Raw genomic sequence first — 20,485 nt, 5'->3', positions numbered from 1 at the left:
GCGGGTCACCCAGCCGGCCACCGCGGTACGCCGCCCGGCCTTTCAGCCGTCCTTGCGCAGCAGGGCCAGGAACATGGCGTCGGTGCCGTGGCGGTGCGGCCACAGCTGGACGAACGGGCCGTCGCCCAGTGCTGGCACGCCGGGCAGGGACTGACGGGCGTCGAGCAGGATGACGGCGTCACCCTGCTCGACGACGGAGGCGACCACCTCGACGGTCTCGGCGGGATGCGGCGAGCACGTCACGTAGGCGACGACGCCGCCCGGCCGGGCCAGGTCGAGCGCGCTGACCAGCAGCTGGCGCTGCAGCCCGGCGAGCGTGGCCGCGTCGCCGGCCAGCTTGCGCCACCGGGCCTCCGGCCGGCGGCGTAGCGCCCCCAGGCCGGTGCACGGCGCGTCGACCAGCACCCGGTCGACCCGCCCCGGCGGCAGTGGCGGATAGCGGCCGTCGGCCCGCACGGCGAACGCCCCCGGCCGCCCGGCCAGCGCGGCGGCGACCAGGCCCGCCCGCGGTGCCCGCGGCTCGAAGGCCAGCAGCGCCGGCTCCGGCAGCCCGAGGGTCTCGCCGGCCTGGCCCGATGTGAGCAGCGCGGCGAGCAGCGCGGCCTTGCCACCGGGACCGGCACACAGGTCGACGGTGACGCCGCTGTCCTGGCCGGCCGTCGGGGTGCGGGCCAGCGCCAGCGCCACCAGCTGGCTGCCCTCGTCCTGCACGGCGGCCCGCCGGGCGGCCACCGCGGGCAGGGAACCGGGATCGCCACCGGCGAGGATGACGGCGAACGGCGAGTACCGGCCCGGCTCGGCGGCCAGGCCGGCCTCGTGCGCCTCGGTGATCAGCTCGTCCCGGCTCAGCTGGTCCGGCGGGGCGACGAGGTGGACGGACGGGCGCAGGTCGTCGGCTTCCAGCGCCACGCGGGCCTCGTCGAGGTCACCGTCGAGGGCGTCAGCGAAGACCTCGACGATCCAGCGCGGATGGGCGGTCACCACGGCGAGGTGGCCGAACGGGTCACGCTCGAACGCCGGCGCGGACAGCATCGTGGCGATGTCGCCGCCGGTCTCGGCGACGCGGTCGGCGACCCGGCGCAGCACCGCGTTCGCGAACCGGACCGGGCGCTCGCCGGCGGTCGCCCGGACCAGGTCGACGGTCGTGCCGACGGCGGCCCGGGCCGGCACCCGGGTGCGCAGCAGCTGGTAGGTGCCCAGGCGCAGCGCGTCCCGCAGGCCCGGGTCGACGGTCGCGACCGGGCGGCTGGTGACCGTGTCGAGCAGGCCGTCGAGCAGGCCCTGGGCGCGCAGCGCGCCGTAGGTGAGCTCGGTGGCGAAGCCGCGGTCCCGGCCGCTGAGGCGGCGCTGGGTGAGCAGGCTCGGCAGCAGCAGGTTCGCGTACGCGCCGCGTTCGTCGACGGCCCGCAGCACCTCCCAGGCGAGCATCCGCGCCTCGTCGACGCGGGCCGCGGGTGGGCCGCCCCCGGCGCCGGGACGTGGCCGGCCGGTGGGGCTGGTCACGCGAAGGCCTCGCCGTCGGCGGGGCGGACGCCGCGGGCCCAGGCCGCGGCCGGCATCGGTGCCTTGCCCTCCGGGCGGACCTCGCCGAGCAGCACCGCGGTCGTCCCGGTGCCGACGGCGACGGTGTCCTTCCCGGCGATGGCGAGCTGCCCTGGGGGCAGCGGGGTCTGGACGGCGCCGGCGGCCGGGCGGACCGGGGCCAGCTTGACCCGGGCGCCGCGGAAGGTCGTCCAGGCGCCGGGCGCCGGGGTGGCGGCCCGGACGAGCCGGTCGACCGCGAAGTCGGGCAGCGTCCAGTCGACCCGGACGTCCTCGACCGTGAGCTTGGGCGCGAGCGTGACGCCGTCGGCCGGCTGCGGCCGCGGTTCCAGGGCGCCGTCCTCGATCCCGTCCATGGCCGCCACCAGCAGCTCGGAGCCGGCGAGGGCGAGCCGCTCGAGCAGGTCGCCGGAGGTGTCGCGGGCGCGGACCCGCTCGGTCAGGGTGCCGAAGACCGGGCCGGAGTCGAGGCCCTCCTCGATCTGGAAGACGCTCGCGCCCGTCACGTCCTCACCGGCGAGCACGGCCCGCTGGACGGGCGCCGCGCCACGGTAGGCGGGCAGAAGCGAGAAGTGCAGGTTGACCCAGCCGTGCCGAGGGATGTCCAGCGCGGCCTTGGGCAGCAGCGCGCCGTAGGCGACGACCGGCGCGCAGTCCGGGGCGATCGCGGCGAGCCGGGCCAGGAACTCCGGGTCGCGCGGCCGGTCGGGCGCGAGCACCTCGACACCGGCCTCGTCCGCCAGCTCGGCGACCGGGGACCGGGCGAGGTGACGGCCCCGGCCGGCGGGCCGGTCCGGCCTCGTCACGACGGCGGCCACCTCGTGGCGCGGGCTGTCAAGCAGCCGGCGCAGGCTGGGGAGGGCCACCGCCGGCGTGCCGGCGAAGACGAGACGCATGGAGCAGCACCGATCCGCCGGGCGCGCGGGGTCACGCCGCTGCTCGGCCCGTTCAGGGTTCATGGACGTCGATCGTGGTGAAAGACGAAACCTAACCTAGCGGCGCCGGCCCATCCCGATGCTCCTCGGACATGCTCGACCTGAGCGTCCCGGCGCCAGGTCCCCAGCGGGGCCGCGGCCTGGAGCGGCATCCGGAGCCGGCGGACCGGCTCGCGCCTGGGCCGTCGGCCGGTCCGTCGCATTTGCTACTGTTTGATTCATCAGTGTCTGACCCATCAGAGCCTGCGCCCCGACTTGAGGTACCATGGTGGAAAGTCTAGCTACCAGGGTGGAACGACACCGTGGAGCACTGGCCCGGGGGTCAGGTGTCATGGCTCTGAACATCAAGAACGACGAAGCGCAACGTCTCGGTCGCGAGCTCGCCGAGCTCACCGGCGAGAGCATCACCACCGCCGTGATCGTCGCGTTGCGCGAACGGCTGGAGCGCGTGCGTGCCGGCAGTGAGCCGCCGCAGCGGCGGGCAGACCGGATCGTCGGCCTCGGCCGCCAGATCGCCGTGGCGCTGCGATCCCACGACCTGACCGTCGAGGACCTCTACGACGACCGAGGCCTGCCCGCATGATCGTCGACTCGTCGGCGCTCGTCGCCATCGCACGGGCCGAACCGGACGCGGGCCGGTTCGCCGCCGCGCTGGCGGCGGCGCGCACACCCGCCATGTCCGCGGTGAACTACGTGGAGGCGGCGGTGGTGATTGACGCCGCCCGCGATCCGGTCGCCAGTCGTCGGTTTGACGAGCTGATCAGGGCCGCCGACATCGAGGTCGTCCCGGTGACCGTCGAGCAGGCGATGCTGGCGAGGCGGGCCTACCAGGACTTCGGTCGGGGCAGTGGCAGTCCCGCGCGGCTGAACTTCGGCGACTGTTTCGCCTACGCGCTGGCGTCGGTCCGCCGGGAGCCGCTCCTGTTCAAGGGAGACGACTTCCCGCACACGGACGTCGCCGCGGCGGATCTCCCCGTTGTGGCGGGGGAGAGCTGACCCGCCGCCCGGTGGCTTGTGGCGGCGGGCCTAGACGGCGCGGCCGAACAGGGGGTGGGGGGAGGCCTTGACGACGGGGGCGGGCTGGTTCGCCCACTCGGCCTCGCGGATGGCCTTCATCGCGGCCTTCTTGGTCTCGCGGTCCAGCTTGTCGATGAACAGGATGCCGTCGAGGTGGTCGGTCTCATGCTGCAGGCAGCGGGAGACCATGCCGGAGCCCTCGACCTGGACCGGGTCGCCGTACATGTTCTGGCCGATGGCGAGCACCCGCTCGGGCCGCCTCAGTTCGAAGGCCAGGCCAGGCAGCGACAGGCAGCCCTCCTCGCCGTCCTGGAGCTCCTCGGAGAACGGGCCGAGCACCGGGTTGATCAGGTGGTCGATCTCGTCGTCGTCGTCGAGGAAGGTGAAAACCCGCAGCGAGACACCGAGCTGGGGCGCGGCCAGGCCGGCGCCACTGGCCTCCCACATCGTCTCGCCGAGGTCGTTGACGAGCTTGCGCAGCTCCTTGTCGAAGGTCGTCACCTGCTCGGCCTTCGTCCGCAAGACCGGATCCCCGAACAGTCGAATGTCACGGACGGCCAAGACGGAACTCCTTCAGCGAGCGGATGGATCCATGCTACGGCGCGCGCCCGCCCGGGCAGGGGTGAGAACCGTGCCCGCGACGGGGCACTGGTTTCGTCTCATACCCTCGCTGGGTGGCTACCGCGCAGATCTATCCCAGCCTGCTCGCCGCGGACTTCGGCCGGATCGCGGACGCGGCCCGGGCGGTCGAGGGCCATGCGGACTGGCTGCACGTTGACGTCATGGACTACCATTTCGTCCCCAACCTGGCCTTCTCCGGCGACACGGTGACCGCGCTGCGGGCCGTGACCGAGACGCCGCTGGACTGCCATCTGATGATCTCCGACCCGGACCGCTGGGCTCCGGGCTTCGCGGAGCGCGGCGCGGCGAACGTGACCATCCACGCCGAGGCGGTCGAGAACCTGCCGCGCACCACCGAGGCGATCCGCGCCGCCGGCGCCCGCACCGGGCTCGCCGTCAAGCCGGCCACACCGGTCGACGGCTACGCCGACGACCTGCACCGCTTCGACCTGCTGCTGCTGATGACGATCGAGCCGGGCTTCGGCGGCCAGACCTTCATGGACAGCGTGCTGCCGAAGATCGAGGCGGCCAGGCGGCTGCTCGACCAGCGCGGCCTGGACCTGTGGCTGCAGATCGACGGCGGGGTCAACGCGGAGACGGTCGAGCGGGCCGCCGCCGCCGGGGTGGACGTTTTCGTCGCCGGCACCGCCGTCTACGGGGCCGCCGACCCGGGCGCGGCCATCGAGGCGCTGCGGGCGCAGGCGCTGCGCGCGGCGCCGCGGCTCTCGCCGCCCGGCCGCGAGGCGACGGTCTGAGATGGCGGTCTGAGATGGCGGCGGAGGCGGGCGCAGCCGACGTCGACGGGCGCTGGCTGGGGTACGCCGTGGAGCTCGCGAAGCGGTGCCCGCCGGCCCAGACGGCCTTCTCGGTCGGCGCTGTGATCGTCGGCCCGGACGGGGAGACGGTGCTGGCCGAGGGCTGGTCCCGGGCGGGCGACCCGCGCGACCACGCGGAGGAGGCCGCCCTGCGCGGCTTCGCCGCCGGCGACCCGCGGCTGGCCGGTGCCACCCTCTACAGCTCGTTGGAGCCCTGCAGCGCCCGCGCCTCCCGGCCGCGGACCTGCACCGAGCTCACGCTGGCGGCCGGCATCGGCCGGGTCGTGTTCGCCTGGCGCGAGCCGGCGCTGTTCGTCGACTGCCAGGGCGCCGAGCTGCTCGCCGCCGCGGGTGTCACGGTCGTCGAGCGGCCGGACCTCGCGGCAGGGGTACGCGCGGCCAACGCCCACCTGCTCGCCGACTGACGGCGGCGGCGACCCGCCCGCATGGCCCCGAGTGAGATTGGTCACCCGGCCGTCGACCTGGAACCTCGCAAACGTGTCTACTACGGCATATCTGGCCGGCGAGCTGCCGCGTTGGCCCGGCTTGTGTGCCTAGACTTACCGCCAGGCAACTTCCAACAACTCCCAGCCGCGGCCAGAACCGTACCGTCGGCGGGGAGACCACAGCAGCACGCGCGCTCCGGGGTCGGTGAAATTCCGAGCCGGCGGTTACAGTCCGCGACCCGTCCCACCTGTTGGTGGGCGGTGGACCTGGTGAAATTCCAGGACCGACGGTGAAAGTCCGGATGGGAGGCAGCGCGCGGGGCCCGTGGCGCCCGGGCGGACCCGTTCCGGCCGGCGTGCGTCGCGGCGTCGGCGTCCGGCGTTGCGCCGGATGACCCGGCGCCGCCCGTGGACCCTGCGTGACGACCTTCCTCGCTTCCCCCCGGCTCGGGCGCCGGACGGGAAGGACGCAGGTCGGATGTTCACCGGCATCGTCGAGGAACTCGGCACTGTCGCCGCGGTCACCGAGCACGCGGCCGCGGCCGAGCTGACCATCGGCTCCACGGCCGTACTGGAAGACGTGCGCCGCGGCGCGTCGATCGCCGTCAACGGCGTCTGTCTCACTGTCACCTCCTTCACCCCGCCGGGTGAGGTCGACCCGCGCACCGGCACCCGCGTGTTCACCGCCGATGTGATGCTGGAGACGCTGCGGCGCTCGGCGCTCGGCGCGCTGACGGCCGGCGACCGGGTCAACCTGGAACGGCCGGTGCGCCTCGCCGACCGGCTCGGCGGCCACCTCGTCCAGGGGCACGTCGACGGCGTCGGCACGGTCGTCGACCGGGCGCCGGACGAGCACTGGGAGGTCGTGCGGATCGCGCTGCCCGAGGGGCTCGACCGCTACCTCGTCGAGAAGGGCTCCATCACCGTCGACGGCGTGAGCCTGACCGTCGTCGACGTCACGCCCGCCACCCCCGAGGCTCCCGCGTCGTTCACCGTCAGCCTGATCCCGACGACGCTCGCCGACACGACGCTCGGCACCCGGAATGTCGGGGCCCCGGTGAACCTTGAGGTCGACGTCGTGGCCAAGTACGTGGAGAAGCTCGCCGCTCCCGTCCTCGGCCAGCTGTCGACCACGGTGGGGCGCCTCGACCCGGCCCCGCCGTTGCCCGCACCACCCGTCGGCCCACCGCGGGCGAGCGCGCCCACGGCCGCCCGGCAGACGGCCGCCAGCGCGAAGGGAGCCGGCCGATGAGCGCTACCAGCGTGTGCGCGACGCCGCCAGCCGAGGATCTGACCAGCGCCTTCGGCATGGTCGAGGACGCGCTGGCCGCGATCCGCGCCGGCCAGGCCGTGGTCGTCGTCGACGACGCGGACCGGGAGAACGAGGGCGACCTGATCTTCGCCGCCGAGATGGCGACGCCGGAGCTGGTCGCGTTCATGGTGCGGCACACCTCCGGGGTGATCTGCGCGCCGCTGACCGAGCAGGAGACCGACCGGCTCGACCTGGGCCAGATGGTCCCGACGAACACCGAGCGGATGGGCACGGCCTTCACCGTTTCGGTCGACGCCCGCGAGGGCGTCAGCACCGGGATCTCCGCGGCCGACCGGGCCCACACCCTGCGGCTGCTCGCCGGCGCGACGACGGTGAGCACCGATCTGTCTCGTCCCGGCCACATCTTCCCGCTGCGCGCCCGCGAGGGCGGCGTGCTGCGCCGGCCCGGCCACACCGAGGCGGCCGTCGACCTGGCCCGGCTCGCCGGCCTGCGGCCCACCGGGGCGATCTGCGAGATCGTCAACGACGACGGCACGATGGCCCGGCTGCCCGAGCTCGTCGTCTTCGCCCGCGAGCACGGGCTGGTGCTGATCTCGATCGCGGACCTGGTCGCCTACCGGCGGCGGACCGAGATGCAGGTCGTCCGCGTCGCCGAGGCGAGCCTGCCGACCAAGTACGGCGCCTTCCGCGCGATCGGCTACCGCGGCACGCTCGACGGCGTCGAGCACGTCGCGCTCATCCGCGGCGAGATCGGCGACGGCGCGGAAGTCCTGGTCCGGGTGCACAGCGAGTGCCTGACCGGCGACGTCTTCGGCTCGCTGCGCTGCGACTGCGGCACCCAGCTGGACGCCGCGCTGCGGATGGTCGCCGCCGAGGGCCGCGGCGTCGTGCTCTACATGCGCGGGCACGAGGGCCGCGGCATCGGCCTCATGCACAAGCTCGCCGCCTACCAGCTGCAGGACGCCGGGCATGACACCGTCGACGCCAACCTGGCGCTGGGCCTGCCGGCCGACGCCCGGGACTACGGCGTCGGCGCACAGGTCCTCGTCGACCTGGGGGTGCGGGGGATGCGGCTGCTGACCAACAACCCGGCCAAGCGGGCCGGGCTGGAGGGCTACGGCCTGAGCATCGTCGAGCGGGTCCCGCTGCCGGTCGCCCACACACCGGAGAACCTGCGCTACCTCACGACCAAGCGGGATCGGATGGGCCACGACATCCCCGGGCTGCCGGAGCTGCCCGAGGTGGTCGCCGAAGCGGTCGCGGAGGCGGTCGCCGTCGCGGTGCCCGCCGTCCCGGTCAAGGTGGTCGCGCAGGCCGTGGCCGACGCGGTCGCCATGGCTGCCGACGTCCTGGACGCCGACGCCCACGGCGAGGCGGCCGACGGCCAGGTTCCCGGGCGTGGGAACGTCAACGGCACCAATGTCGGCGGCACCAGTGGCAACGGGCGAGCTCGCGGGCGGCACACCGGTCACCGCCGGGTGGCCGAGGCCAGCGCAGGAGGGGACGGTCGGTGAGTGGGAGCGGGGCACCACAGGAGGTGCTGCCGGAGGCGTCCGAGGTGCGGCTCGGAATCGTCGCCACCCGGTGGCACAGTGAGATCACCGACGCGCTGCTGGAGGGCGCGCTGCGCGCCGCGCAGGACGTGAAGCTCGTGGTCGAGCCGACCGTGGTCCGAGTGGCGGGCGCCGTCGAGCTGCCGGTCGTCGCCGACCGGCTGGCGGCCCACCACGACGCGGTCGTCGCGCTCGGGGTGGTCATCCGCGGTGGCACCCCCCATTTCGACTACGTCTGCAAGTACGTCACCGAGGGGCTGCTGCGGGTCAGCCTGGACAACGGGGTGCCGGTCGGCTTCGGCGTGCTCACCTGCGACACGGTCGAGCAGGCCAGGGACCGGGCCGGTCTGCCTGGATCCGTCGAGGACAAGGGCCGTGAGGCGGCCCTCGCGGCGCTGGAGACCGCCCTCGTGCTCACCGAGCTCCAGCCGCTCGCCTGAGGCCGCCTCCCTGCCTCCTTCGCCACGCTTTCGGTACACCTTTCGCCGCTGGACGCCGTGACCGGGACAACGCGGACGCCGTCGGACTTGTCTGACGAGGTGTGACGAGAGACCGTGTTGTCTCGGTGTATCGGTCTCCTTGTGTTGCGGCACTGAACGTGGGTCAGCGGAGATAGTTGACCCCGTGGTTGCGCTGGGGGCGGTATCGGCTGGGGAGCGGGGTGACGTGGCGTGCGCGTGGCGCCGGTGACGGGCGACGGCGAGGGCGAGCCGGCCTCAACCACGTCCGGCCAGGTCAGACCAGGCGAGTACGGGTCCGCCGAGCCCGCGGGTGAGGCGGGTGACGCCGCCGACGCGTCGACCGTGACGGTGCCCGCTCCGGGCGGGGGCGGTGACGCTCGCCCGGTCTCCTTGCTGGGCATGCGTCTGCAGGAGGCGAGTGGCGAGCGCGCGATGGTCCGCCGGCCGTCGGCGCGGGCCCGTGCCACCGCCTCGAACCCCCGGCCCGGGGACCGGCGCCTCGCGGCCGTGCCCCCCGACCGCGACCCGTCGTCCACCGCGCCCCGTCCGGCGCCGACCGCGCCCCGCCGGGCGCCGACCGCGTCCCACACGTCGCCGACCGCGTCCCACACGTCGCCGGGCTCGACGCCGGCGAGGCCGGCCCGCCCTGGGGTCGCCGCGCCGGCTCGGTCTGTCTCGCCAGCGCGGGCGGCGTTGCCGCCGCCGGCCGCGGCGGCGCCAGCGGTCCCGGCTGTCGCGAGCCCGGCCCCGGACGAAGCCCCCGCGAGCGCGGAGCCGTCCGCCTGGGTGGACGAGCCGCCCGCGCCCCTGGTCGTCGGCGGATGGGTTCCCGATGTCGGGCTCGTCGCGGCTCCGGTGGCCCCGCCGCGCGGTTCCTGGTGGGGCCCGCCCGGCCCGGCGCGGCCCGGCGGCGCCGATGCCGCCGCCGCGCCGGCCGCCTGCTCGGACGAGCCGGCCCCGTCGCCTGATCCGTTGTCTGATCCGTTGCCACCGCCCGGCCACGCCGCCCTGGGCGGCGCGGCGGCCCCGGACGCCGTCGTCGAGCCTGGCCGGGCCGGTTCGCCCGATCTCGCGTCGTCGCCCGATCCTGCGTTGCCAGGTGCCGAGTCGCCGGCGAGTGCCGCGCCGCGACGGGAACCCGCCGGGCCGGCCGGCCCGGACGGGTGGCGCGACAACCTGGACCAGAGCGGCTACGCCGCCTGGCTTGAGCCAGGGGACCGCGAGCTGCCCGCGGCGAACGCCTGGGCACGGCCCAGCGAGCCCGGAGCACCATGGGTCGGCCAGCCGGCCCCGGACCGGCCGGCCTCAGACCAGCGGCCCCAGGCCGGTGCGGTCACGCCGGGCACGGCGGGCCCCGAGGACCCGCCGCGGGTCTGGTTCGGCTACGGCCCGCCCCGCCCGTCGTTTCCGCCGCCGGGGGAGGCGCCCGACGGGCGGGGCGGGCCGCCCGCGCCCGTGTCTGAGCCGGACCGGCCGGGCCCGGTCGTCTACCCACCCGCGGCCGTCGCGGCGCCCGCACCCGCCTGGCCCGCACCCGGGTCGCCCGGAGCTGTGCCCGTGTCCGCCTGGCCCGCGCCGCTGGTGCCTGCCTGGCCTGCTCCAGGTGGGCCCGCGCCCGCCTGGCCTCGGCCGGCGTCGCCGGGTGCCGCGGGGCCGACGGAGGCGTTCGCGGCCGCCTGGCTGCGTGGGATGGAGCTCGCCGGGCTGGGGGTGCTCGCCCCGGTCCCGGCCACCCGGGTGGACGGCCGACGGGTGCTCGTCGGTGGGTTCGGCGGCGGCAGCGGGCGGACCACCGTCGCGGTCGGGCTCGGGATGGCGCTGGCCGCGCTGCGGGGCGGCCGGGTGGTCGCCGTCGACGCCTGCCCCGACCAGGGCGGCCCGCTCGCGGACCGGGCCGGCGTGCCCGGCCGTGGCGTCGGGCTGCGTGAGCTCGCCGCCACCCCGTCGGTCGGATCGGTCACGGAGGCCCGACGGTTCCTCGCCACGGCCGGCGACTCCGGTCTGGAGGTGCTGCCCGGACTGCGTGACCTCACCGGCCCGGGGCTCACCGCCGCCGAGACGGCCTGGGTGGTCGACCTGCTCGAACGGCTCTTCCCCACCCTGGTCATCGACGGGCCGCCCGGCTGGACCCAGCCCGTGCCGGCGGTGCTGCTGGCCCGGGCGGACACCGTCGTGCTCACCGCCCGCGCCGAGCCGGCCACGCGCAGCCGGCGCGCCCTGGCCCGGCCGGCTGGCCCCGAGCCGACGCGGTTCACCGAGGCCGGCTGCGTCCAGGACGCGCTGACCGCGCTGGCCTCCGCGCGGGCCGACCTGCCGGGTGGCGCCGTCGTCGTCCACGTCGAGACGACGCCGGGGTCCGCCGGACCGGCGTCGGCCCGGCACGCGGCCCGTGCCCGGTCGCGGGGCGGGGCGGCGGACCGGCCGACGCTGGTCGAAGCCGTCTACGCGACGGTGACGATCCCGTACGACCCGGCGCTCGCTGGCGGCGCTCCGCTGGTCTGGGAGAAGCTGCGCCCACGGACCCGGGAGGCGTTCACGCTGCTCGCCGAGATGGTCGACGAGGCCCCGCTCGGCCCCGTGGACCCGGCCCAGGCCCACGCTCCGGCCATCCCCGGCCCGCCGGCGCGGTCCCGGGCCCGGATCGACCCGCCGGACACGCCTACCGTGCCCAGTCCCCGCTCCGACTGAGGTCACGGCGCCAGGTGGTCGGCGCGCGGACCGTAGGGTTGGCCGGTGGCAGTCGATCTGATGACCCCGCCGGGGCAGGGCGACGCCGGCGAGGCGGACCCGCGGCTGCGCGCCGCCCTGGAGGCGGGTGACGAGGCCGCCGTCGCCGGTGCGCTCGCCGGTGCCCGGGTCTTCGTGGGCATCGAGTCCCGGCTGATCGCGCTCGCCGACCCGGCCGACCCCGAGCCCGGCCCGGATCGGGGGCCTGCGGCGGCCGGCGGGCACCGGCACTCGCCCAGACCTGGACTTCGCGGCGAGAAACAGTCGGAGATGGTGCTCGCCACCCTGCGGCTGCCGTCCGGGGCGACGGCTTTGCCGGTGTTCAGCAGTGCGGCAGCGCTCTCGGCGTGGCGTTCGGCGGCCAGGCCGGTCCCGGTCGCCGCCGCGGACGCGTGCGCCGAGGCGGCCCGCCTGGGCCATCTCACCGTGGTCGTCGACGTGGCCGGCCCGGTGACGGCCACCCTGGACGTCAGCGCCCTCGCCGGCCCGCCTGACGTGCGGGTGCGGGCGCAGGTGGGGAGCCCGTCCACCGGGCTGCGCCCGCCGGCCCGGCCGTGGGACGCGGGCGTCAGGTCGCGGGTCGCCGCCGAGCTGGACGCGTTGGCCGCTGACGGGCTCGCCCGCGGCGCCCGGCTCTGGCAGGTCGACCTGGTGACCGGCCCGGATTCGGCGGCGGCCGGCCCGGCCGTCGCCGTCGCGGTCCCGGCGGCCGGGCCAGGCGATGATGCTCGGTTCGACGAGATCGCCCGCCGGCTGCGGGCGGCCGTCGTCGTGGACCCGGGGCCGGCGCCGCCGGTCGTGTTCGTCGACGCGACGCAGGCCGCCGCGCTGCGTGGGAGCCTCGGTCGCGGCCTCGCGGCGCGCCGCTGGCGCCGCCGGGACGCTCCGGGCTGAGCGGGCAGGGCGTTCGTCCTGACCGAACGGCCAGGCCGCCGTCAGCCTCAACCTCGGGCAGCCGGTTTGCTACGCTGGCTCAGACCGCCTGCCGACGGTCGGCATAGGGTTCCGCTTCCGGGTGTTCGAGGCCTGGTGACGTCAGGCACGGTCGCTCAGCTGATGAGGCTGAGCAGCCGTCGCCAGCGCACCAGCCACCTGAGCGTCTCAGGTGAGCGACCTGCACATGTCGCGCCAGCGCCCTCACCGGGGCGGCGCCAGGGACAGCCCGCACGGGTTGCCCCCGGCGGTCGGCAGGACCAAGCGGGGGTTCGCCCTCCACCCGAGTCACCGCTCGGCATTCAGGTGCCGGGTCCGGCTGATCGAATCGTCGATCAGCCCCTGTAGGTGACCGGGTCGCCGGTCGGTCGAGCTGTTCCCTTTGGGGGGCGGCTGTCGGCCGGAAGCCCGGATTTCGGGCTTGGTGCTCCGCTGCGGTGAGGTCATGCCGAGTCGGGCGTGCCAGCTCGCTGGCCGTTGGCCAGCTTCGCTGGATGCCCGCTATGTATGCCCGGGGGTGGCCCCCGGACCCCCGCGCGTCGAGCCATGGAGGAAACCAGATCAGCACAGAGTCACGCATCAACGACCGCATCCGCGTGCCCGAGGTTCGCCTCGTCGGCGCGGAGGGCGAGCAGATCGGCATCGTCTCGATCCAGGAGGCCATGCGGCTGGCGCAGGAGGCAGATCTCGACCTCGTCGAGGTCGCGCCGACCGCCCGGCCGCCCGTCTGCAAGCTCATGGACTATGGGAAGTTCAAGTACGAGTCCGACCAGAAGCGGCGCGAGGCTCGGAAGAACCAGGTCCAGACGGTCATCAAGGAGATGAAGCTCCGACCGAAGATCGACCCGCACGACTACGAGACCAAGAAGGGTCACGTCGTGCGCTTCCTCAAGGCCGGCGACAAGGTCAAGATCACCATCATGTTCCGTGGCCGGGAGCAGTCGCGGCCGGAGCTCGGTATCCGTCTGCTGCAGCGGCTCTCGACCGACGTCGCCGAGCTCGGGTACGTCGAGGCCCAGCCCAAGCAGGACGGCCGGAACATGACGATGGTCATGGCCCCCCACAAGGGCGCGAGCCAGCGGCGGCCCGAGCCCGAGCCGGTCCGCTAGGGCGGCTCGGACCCAACCCCCATCAGGTCCCCCTACCTCAGGACACGAGACACGACATGCCCAAGATGAAGCCGCACAGCGGCGCCTCCAAGCGGTTCCGCGTCACCGGCTCCGGCAAGATCATGCGGCGCCGGGCCAACCGCGCACACCTTCTCGAGCACAAGACGAGTCGTCGCACCCGTCGGCTCAACGACGAGGTCGTGCTCGCCCCCGCGGACAACCGTCGCATCTCGCGCATGCTGGCCCGCTAGGCGGGACGGGCGAACCCTGGTCTCGAGGCTCGGGGCCCACTGCTCGTCGCGGTGATCCGGCCCAGCTGGGCGGGTTGAGCGCGTTGGGCTGATCCGCTTGTCATCCGCTCGGACCGAGCCATCGGCCGGTCCGGCCGCGGGGCGAGCGCGACCGCTAGGTGACCGGTTGGCTGTTCCGGGTGCTCCCGTGGGAGGCCCGGCTGCCGGCCACGAAGAACGTTAGGAGACAGTGCCCTCATGGCACGCGTGAAGCGGGCAGTCAACGCCCAGAAGAAGCGCCGCACCACCCTTGACCAGGCGAGCGGCTACCGCGGCCAGCGGTCCCGGCTGTACCGCAAGGCCAAGGAGCAGATGCTCCACTCGATGAACTACGCCTACCGGGACCGTCGCGCCCGCAAGGGTGACTTCCGGCAGCTGTGGATCACCCGCATCAACGCGGCCGCGCGCGCCAACGGCATGACCTACAACCGCTTCATCCAGGGTCTGAAGGTCGCCGGCGTCGAGGTCGACCGGAAGATCCTCGCCGACCTCGCCGTCAACGACCCGGCCGCGTTCACCGCGCTCGTCGAGGTCGCCCGCGCCGCCGTGCCTCCGGTGGCCTCGGAGTCGTCGGCGGCCTGACCACCGCGTCGGCGGTGACAGTGTCGTTTAGGGGGGCCCAGCCACTGGGTCCCCGAGCAGCCGGTGTCGTGGCGGCCCGGCGGCTGCGTCGCCCCTCGGCCCGCCGGGCCGAGGGGCGCTTTCTCGCCGAGGGCTTCCAGGCCGTCGAGGCGGCGCTCGCGGCCGGCCGGCTCACCGACCTGTTCGTCGGCGATTCGGCCGCCGCGCGTCATGGTGGGCTCGTGGCGAAGGCCGCCGCCGCCGGTGTGCCGGTCCGTCCCGTGACGGCCGCCGCGGCCGCGGCGCTGTCCGAGACGGTCACGCCGCAGGGCCTGGTCGGCGTCGCCACGCTTCGCGCCACCAGGCTCGCCGATCTCACCAGCCTGCCTGGCCGGCCCGGTACCCCCGGCCGGGGCCGCCCGGCGGTCGGGACAGGACAACCGGGACAGGCTGGCATGGTCGGCCCGGCCCTGGTCGCGGTCTGTGTCGCAGCGAACGACCCGGGCAATGCGGGCACCGTCATCCGGACCGCGGACGCGGCCGGGGCGGACGCCGTCATCTTCGCGGGCGACGGGGTCGATCCCTTCGGTGGTAAGTGCGTCCGCGCCAGCGCCGGCAGCCTCTTTCACCTGCCCGTCATCACCGAGCCGGACCTCGGCGTGGCCGTCGACTGGCTGCGCGCCGCCGGCTGCCGGGTGGTCGCCACCTCGGGCTATGGCACCCGTGACCTCTACGACGCCGCCGACGCGGGCGACCTCGATGGCCCGACCGGGTGGCTGTTCGGCAACGAGGCACACGGTCTGTCCCCGGATGCTCTGGCCGCCGCGGACGCGGTGCTTCGGGTGCCGGTGTACGGTCAGGCCGAGTCGTTGAATCTTGCGGTCGCGACGGCTCTCTGTCTTTACGCGTCCGCCCGGGCGCGGAGAATGGCCAGATCCGGTACGCACGGCACCGGGGGAGGTGAACGACGGTGACGCATACGGTCACCTCAGCACCCACCCGCGTCGGTGGGCAGACCGCCGGCCCGGATGACGCCGCGGGCCAGGCAGCCGAGCCCGGCGGCGCGGACGCCGGCCTCACGACGGCTGGAACGCCCGACGCCGCGGCGGCCACCGACTCGTCCGGTGCCCCGGCCGGGTCGGTGACTGCCGCGTCGGCCACGGCGTTCGACGGGCTCCCGGACGCGGTCGTGCTGACCGACGCGGACGGCGTCGTGCTCGTCTTCAACGCCGCCGCGGCGGCCCTCACCAGCCTCGACGCCCAGGCGGTCGGCGGTCGGCATGTCACCGAGGTGCTACCGCTCGTCGACGAACGCGGCAACGACTGGTGGGAGGCGTCGACCGCGGGCCGGCGGCTGCCCCGGGTCACCGGCCAGCCGGAGCGGCGCCTGACGTACGCAGGCCCGACGCGCGACCACGACTTCAACGTGACGGTGCGCTACACCCGGCACGCCGGCCGGCTCCTCCAGGTCGCGCTGTGCCTGCGCGACACGGCCAGCCGGGAGCGCATCGAGCGCAACCGCTCCGATCTCGTCGCCACGGTCGCGCACGAGCTGCGGTCCCCCCTGACCAGCGTCAAGGGCTTCACCGCGACGCTGCTGGCCAAATGGGAGCGCTTCACCGACGAGCAGAAGAAGCTCATGCTCAACACGGTCAACACGGATGCCGACCGGGTCACCCGGCTGCTGACCGAGCTGCTCGACGTCTCCCGGATCGACGCCGGCCGGATCCAGCTGCGCAAGCAGATCGCCGACCCCAAGGTGATCCTCACCCGGGTGCTCCAGGGCAAGGTGGCCGCCGGTGCCGCCGGCTCGGACCGGTTCGTCGTCCACATCGATGACGAGCTGCCGGAGATGTGGATCGACCCGGACAAGATCGAGCAGGTGCTGCACAACCTCGTCGACAATGCCCTGCGCCATGGAGCGGGTACCGTGACTGTCGAACTGCGCGGCACGGAGACGGGAGCCGAGGTGAGCGTGGCCGACGAGGGTGACGGTGTGCCGGAGGCCAACGCGGGCCGGGTCTTCACCAAGTTCTGGCGCGGGGCCAGCCGGGGCAACGGCACCGGGCTCGGGCTCTACATCGCGAAGGCGCTGATCGAGGCGCACGGCGGCACGATCGTGGTCGGACGGGCGCCCGGCGGTGGCGCGGAGTTCCGATTTTCCCTGCCCGCCGGTGCCCCGGTCTTCGGCTGAGCCGACGAACCGCGAAAGGCCCGGCGGGCTGCGCTGGACGAACCGGAACCCTGGTCCGACCCCCGACGTGGATGATCCGCGTGCCGAAGGGCCGGGCCACCCCCGATCAAGAGGCTGACACCGGACTCGAATGACGATGACCGACACGATGACCGATCCGCAGCCCGCCGCAGGCGGTCCGCTCACCCCGCCAGCCCTTGATGCCGCCGTCGCCGAGGCGCTCGCCGCTCTCGCGGCGGCCGGCGACCTCGCCGAGCTGGCCGCGGTCCGCGCCGCGCAGGTCGACGGCCGGTCGGCGCCGCTGATGCTGGCCCGCCAGAAACTCGGCTCGCTGGCCCGCGAGGACCGCGCCGACGCGGGAAAGCGGCTCAACGAGGCGCTCGGCGCCGTCCGCGACGCACACACCGCCCGGCTCGCCGAGCTCACCGCCGACCGTGACGCCCGCGTCCTGGTCGAGGAGCGGGTCGACGTCACATTGCCGGCCAGCCGTCGGCGTCCGGGTGCCCGCCACCCGCTCGCGCTGCTGTCCGAGCGGCTCGTCGACACGTTCGTCGCCATGGGCTACGAGGTCGCCGAGGGCCCGGAGGTCGAGCACGACTGGTTCAACTTCGAGGCGCTGAACTTCGACCCGGACCACCCGGCGCGCAGCGAGCACGACACCCTGTTCGTCGAGCCCGAGGGCACCGGCCGGCTGCTGCGCACGCACACCTCGCCGGTGCAGATCCGGGCACTGCTGTCGCGCCCGCTGCCGGTGTACGTGGTCGCCCCGGGGCGGACCTACCGCAACGACACCGTGGACGCGACCCACTCGCCGGTCTTCAGCCAGCTGGAGTGCCTCGCCGTCGACGAGGGCATCACGATGGCCGACCTGCGCGGCACCCTGGACACGTTCGCGGCGGCGCTGTTCGGCACCGGCCTGAAGACCAGGCTGCGCCCGCACTACTTCCCGTTCACCGAGCCGAGCGCCGAGCTCGACGTCCAGTGCTTCAACTGCCGCGGCGAGGCCGCCCGCCAGCCCTGCCGGGTCTGCTCGGACGAGGGCTGGATCGAGGCCGGCGGCTGCGGCATGGTCGACCCGAACGTGCTGCTCGCCGCGGGTGTCGACCCGGCCCGTTACAGCGGCTTCGCGTTCGGGATGGGCCTGGAGCGGGCCGCGATGATGCGCCACGGCGTCCGCGAGATCCGTGACTTCGTCGAGGGCGACGTCCGGTTCAGCCTGCCGTTCGGAATCGAGGGCTGACGCGATGCTTGTCCTGATGTCCTGGCTGCGGGAGCAGGTCCCGGGCCTGCCGCCGGCAGAGGTGGTCGCCGACGCGCTGATCCGCGCCGGCTTCGAGGTCGAGGGCCTGGAGCCGGTCGGCGGCCTCGGCGGCGTCGTCGTCGGCGAGGTGCTGGCGATCGAGGAGGTCGCCGCCAAGAAGAAGAGCGTCCGCTGGTGCCAGGTCCGGGTCACCGAGGCCGTCTCGGCGGACCCGGGGTCCGGCGTGCGCGGGATCATCTGCGGCGCGTCCAACTTCGAGGTCGGCGACCGGGTCGCCGTCGCGCTGCCCGGCGCGATGCTGCCGGGCGGCTTCGAGATCACTGCCCGCAAGACCTACGGGCACGTCTCTGACGGGATGATCTGCTCGGAGCGCGAGCTGGGGATCAGCGACGCCCACGAGGGGATCCTGGTCCTCGGGCCGGACACCCCGCTGGGAGCGCACGTCGCCGAGCTGCTGGACCTGGCCGACGACGTGCTCGACATCTCCGTCACCCCCGACCGCGGGTACGGCCTGTCGGTCCGCGGCATCGCCCGCGAGGCCGCCACGGCCTTCGGCCTGCCCTTCGTCGACCCGGGCGCTCCGCCGCCGCCCGCCGCGACCGCGGGTGACGGCTACCCGGTCACCGTCGAGGACACCGCCGCCTGCGACCGGTACGTCGCCCGTGTGATCACCGGCGTCGACCCGGCGGCGGCCACCCCGCTGCGCTGGGCCCGGCGGCTCACGTTGGCCGGCATGCGGCCGATCTCCGCGGCCGTCGACATCACGAACGCCGTCATGCTCGGCCTCGGGCAGCCGTTGCACGCCTTCGACAAGGCCAGGCTCACCGGCCCGATCGTCGTCCGCCGGGCGCGGGCGGGGGAGCGGCTGCTGACCCTGGACGGGGTCGACCGGGCGCTCCACCCCGAGGACCTGGTCATCGCCGACGACTCCGGCCCGATCGCGCTGGCCGGCGTCATGGGCGGGGCGAGCACCGAGATCTCCGCGGCAACCACCGAGATCGTGCTGGAGGCGGCGCACTTCGCCCCGCTCGCGGTCGCCCGCACCGCCCGGCGCCACCGGCTGTTCTCCGAGGCGTCGCGGCGTTTCGAGCGCGGCGTCGACCCGGCGCTCGCGCCCGCCGCGGCGCACGAGGCGATCCGGCTGTTCGGCGAGCTGGCCGGCGGGCGGCCCGCGCCCGGGGTCACCGACGTCGACAACCGGCCCGCGCCGACGACGATCCGGTTCCCGCTGTCCGAGGTGACCCGGCTGGGCGGCCGGCTCTACCCGGACGAGGTCGTGCGGACCCGCCTCGCCGACGTCGGCTGCGCGGTCGAGCCGGCCGGTGGCGAGCCGGCCGACGAGGACATCGTGGTCGTCACGCCCCCGTCCTGGCGGGCGGACCTGACCAGGCCGGCGGACCTCGTCGAGGAGGTCATGCGGCTGGAGGGCTTCGACACCATCCCGGTCACGCTGCCGCGGCTGCCGGCCGGGCGTGGGCTGACCGAGTCGCAGCGGCTGACCCGCGCGATCGCCCGGTCACTCGCGTACGAGGGCCTCACCGAGGTGATGACGCTGCCGTTCGTCGGCGCCGGCGTGGCTGACGCGCTCGACCTGCCGGCGGACGACCGGCGCCGGGCGGCGGTGCGGATCGCGAACCCGATCGCCGAGGACGCGGCCTACCTGCGGACCAGCCTGCTTCCCGGGCTGTTCGACGCGGCGGTCCGCAACCTCGGCCGCGGCCAGGCGGATCTGGCCCTGTTCGAGATCGGCCAGGTGTTCCGGGAGCTCCCGGCGCCGGTCGAACCGGTGCCGACGCCATCGGTCTTTGACCGGCCGACCGACGACCAGATCGCCGCGCTGGACGCGGCGCTGCCCGAGCAGCCCCGCCGGGTCGCCGGGGTGCTCGCCGGCCAGCGCGAGCCGGCCGGGGTCGCCGGCGGTGCGCTCACGCCGGGCCGGCCGGCGGACTGGGCCGACGCCGTCGCGGCGGCGCACGCGGCCGCCCGCGCCGTCGGCGTCGAGCTGACCGTCACCGCCGACGAGCACGCGCCCTGGCACCCGGGCCGGTGCGCCGCGCTGCACGTCGACGGCGAGCTGGCCGGGCACGCGGGTGAGCTGCACCCGCGGGTGATCGCGAACCTCGGCCTGCCCGTGCGGGCGGTCGCCTTCGAGCTGTCCCCGGACGTCCTGATCGCGGCCGCGCTGCGGCACGGCGCGGCGCCCGCGCCGGTCGTCTCCTCGTACCCGCCGGCGGACCGGGACGTCGCGCTGGTGGTCGACGCCGCGACCCCGGTCGCCGAGGTGTCGACGGCGCTGCGCGACGGCGCCGGCGACCTGCTGGAGTCGCTGACCCTGTTCGACGTGTTCGAGGGCGCGCAGGTCGGCGCCGGGCGCCGCTCGCTGGCCTTCGGCCTGCGGCTGCGGGCGACCGACCGCACCCTGACGGCCGGCGAGGCGAACGGCGTCCGCGATGCCGCCGTCGCCGAGGCTGCCCGGCGTACGGGCGCCGCCCTGCGAGCCTGACCTGGCGCGGGGCAGGCATTCGCGGGCCAGACGAGCCGCTCAGCGTCGACAGCCCGATGCCATGCGTCACCACCGGCACACCCAGGTCCGTCGGTGCGGCCCGCGCCACCGAGCCGAGGGTGACGTTCTCCGCGATCACCTCGACGAACCCGAGATCGGCCCGGTCGGCGAGCACGGCGGCAGCTCGGGCCGTCACCCGGCCCCGAAGCCGGCCACCGTGGTCATCCACCGATCGTGGCAGGTA

At 75.0% G+C, this 20,485-nt stretch carries 19 protein-coding genes and 1 riboswitch; of the genes, 16 read left to right on the top strand and 3 right to left on the bottom strand.

Annotated features, from left to right (window positions below; translation table 11 throughout):
* Nucleotides 1-42: 42 nt before the first annotated feature.
* Nucleotides 43-1,503, bottom strand: a complete 1,461-nt coding sequence (locus FRADC12_RS04310) for a transcription antitermination factor NusB (RefSeq protein ID WP_045875651.1) — start codon at nt 1,501-1,503, stop codon at nt 43-45.
* Entirely contained in the window at nt 1,500-2,438 is a 939-nt protein-coding gene (gene fmt, locus FRADC12_RS04305) for a methionyl-tRNA formyltransferase (protein WP_045875650.1), read from the bottom strand. The genes FRADC12_RS04310 and fmt overlap by 4 nt, the downstream gene beginning before the upstream one ends.
* Nucleotides 2,439-2,808: 370 nt before the next feature.
* Between fmt and FRADC12_RS04300 the strand changes: the two genes are divergently transcribed.
* Both FRADC12_RS04300 and FRADC12_RS04295 read left to right on the top strand, forming a co-directional pair.
* A complete protein-coding gene (locus tag FRADC12_RS04300) occupies nt 2,809-3,060 on the top strand; it encodes a type II toxin-antitoxin system VapB family antitoxin (protein ID WP_045875649.1) in 252 nt (83 codons plus the stop codon).
* Nucleotides 3,057-3,473 carry a type II toxin-antitoxin system VapC family toxin gene (locus FRADC12_RS04295; protein WP_045875648.1) on the top strand — a complete coding sequence of 139 codons (417 nt, stop codon included), beginning with the start codon at nt 3,057-3,059 and terminating at the stop codon, nt 3,471-3,473. Before FRADC12_RS04300 ends, FRADC12_RS04295 begins: the two co-directional genes overlap by 4 nt.
* 30 nt (nt 3,474-3,503) lie before the next feature.
* Here FRADC12_RS04295 and def read toward each other — a convergent pair whose 3' ends face one another.
* Nucleotides 3,504-4,055 (bottom strand): peptide deformylase, encoded by a 552-nt coding sequence (def, locus tag FRADC12_RS04290; protein WP_045875647.1) that lies wholly within the window; start codon nt 4,053-4,055, stop codon nt 3,504-3,506.
* 113 nt (nt 4,056-4,168) lie between these two features.
* Between def and rpe the strand changes: the two genes are divergently transcribed.
* The 14 genes from rpe to pheT all read left to right on the top strand — a co-directional run bounded on the left by rpe (nt 4,169) and on the right by pheT (nt 20,241).
* Nucleotides 4,169-4,870 (top strand): ribulose-phosphate 3-epimerase, encoded by a 702-nt coding sequence (gene rpe / locus FRADC12_RS04285; protein ID WP_045875646.1) that lies wholly within the window; start codon nt 4,169-4,171, stop codon nt 4,868-4,870.
* 14 nt (nt 4,871-4,884) lie between these two features.
* A complete protein-coding gene (locus FRADC12_RS04280; RefSeq protein ID WP_045875645.1) occupies nt 4,885-5,355 on the top strand; it encodes a cytidine/deoxycytidylate deaminase family protein in 471 nt (156 codons plus the stop codon).
* A gap of 208 nt (nt 5,356-5,563) precedes the next feature.
* A riboswitch (FMN riboswitch) is annotated at nt 5,564-5,696 on the top strand.
* 158 nt (nt 5,697-5,854) lie between these two features.
* On the top strand, nt 5,855-6,628 hold the full coding sequence (locus FRADC12_RS04275; RefSeq protein WP_045875644.1) for a riboflavin synthase: 774 nt from the start codon (nt 5,855-5,857) through the stop codon (nt 6,626-6,628).
* Entirely contained in the window at nt 6,625-8,163 is a 1,539-nt protein-coding gene (locus FRADC12_RS04270) for a bifunctional 3,4-dihydroxy-2-butanone-4-phosphate synthase/GTP cyclohydrolase II (RefSeq protein ID WP_045875643.1), read from the top strand. Before FRADC12_RS04275 ends, FRADC12_RS04270 begins: the two co-directional genes overlap by 4 nt.
* Nucleotides 8,160-8,642 (top strand): 6,7-dimethyl-8-ribityllumazine synthase, encoded by a 483-nt coding sequence (gene ribH / locus FRADC12_RS04265; RefSeq protein WP_045875642.1) that lies wholly within the window; start codon nt 8,160-8,162, stop codon nt 8,640-8,642. Before FRADC12_RS04270 ends, ribH begins: the two co-directional genes overlap by 4 nt.
* Before the next feature lie 231 nt (nt 8,643-8,873).
* A complete protein-coding gene (locus FRADC12_RS28060; protein WP_157488688.1) occupies nt 8,874-11,351 on the top strand; it encodes a MinD/ParA family ATP-binding protein in 2,478 nt (825 codons plus the stop codon).
* Between the two features lie 45 nt (nt 11,352-11,396).
* A complete protein-coding gene (locus tag FRADC12_RS04255; RefSeq protein ID WP_045875641.1) occupies nt 11,397-12,284 on the top strand; it encodes an SseB family protein in 888 nt (295 codons plus the stop codon).
* Nucleotides 12,285-12,919: 635 nt separating this feature from the next.
* Complete coding sequence (infC, locus tag FRADC12_RS04250; protein ID WP_502685226.1) at nt 12,920-13,432, top strand: translation initiation factor IF-3; 513 nt, start codon at nt 12,920-12,922, stop codon at nt 13,430-13,432.
* A 56-nt stretch (nt 13,433-13,488) separates the two neighbouring features.
* The gene (gene rpmI / locus FRADC12_RS04245; protein WP_045875640.1) at nt 13,489-13,683 is read left to right on the top strand and encodes a 50S ribosomal protein L35; all 195 of its coding nucleotides are present in this window, start codon (nt 13,489-13,491) and stop codon (nt 13,681-13,683) included.
* 237 nt (nt 13,684-13,920) lie between these two features.
* Nucleotides 13,921-14,304 (top strand): 50S ribosomal protein L20, encoded by a 384-nt coding sequence (rplT, locus tag FRADC12_RS04240; protein WP_045875639.1) that lies wholly within the window; start codon nt 13,921-13,923, stop codon nt 14,302-14,304.
* Nucleotides 14,305-14,372: 68 nt separating this feature from the next.
* Nucleotides 14,373-15,257 carry a TrmH family RNA methyltransferase gene (locus tag FRADC12_RS04235; protein WP_502685225.1) on the top strand — a complete coding sequence of 295 codons (885 nt, stop codon included), beginning with the start codon at nt 14,373-14,375 and terminating at the stop codon, nt 15,255-15,257.
* The gene (locus FRADC12_RS04230; RefSeq protein ID WP_045875637.1) at nt 15,254-16,477 is read left to right on the top strand and encodes a sensor histidine kinase; all 1,224 of its coding nucleotides are present in this window, start codon (nt 15,254-15,256) and stop codon (nt 16,475-16,477) included. Before FRADC12_RS04235 ends, FRADC12_RS04230 begins: the two co-directional genes overlap by 4 nt.
* Nucleotides 16,478-16,625: 148 nt before the next feature.
* Nucleotides 16,626-17,717, top strand: coding sequence for a phenylalanine--tRNA ligase subunit alpha (gene pheS, locus FRADC12_RS04225; RefSeq protein WP_232303604.1), 1,092 nt, complete (start codon nt 16,626-16,628; stop codon nt 17,715-17,717).
* Between the two features lie 4 nt (nt 17,718-17,721).
* A complete protein-coding gene (gene pheT, locus FRADC12_RS04220; protein ID WP_045875636.1) occupies nt 17,722-20,241 on the top strand; it encodes a phenylalanine--tRNA ligase subunit beta in 2,520 nt (839 codons plus the stop codon).
* Nucleotides 20,242-20,485: the final 244 nt, after the last annotated feature.

It is taken from the genome of Pseudofrankia sp. DC12, assembly GCF_000966285.1.
Taxonomy (GTDB): Bacteria; Actinomycetota; Actinomycetes; order Frankiales; family Frankiaceae; genus Pseudofrankia.
The sequence above is the reverse complement of the archived record's forward strand: the minus strand, read 5'-3'. Positions and strand labels throughout refer to the sequence as shown.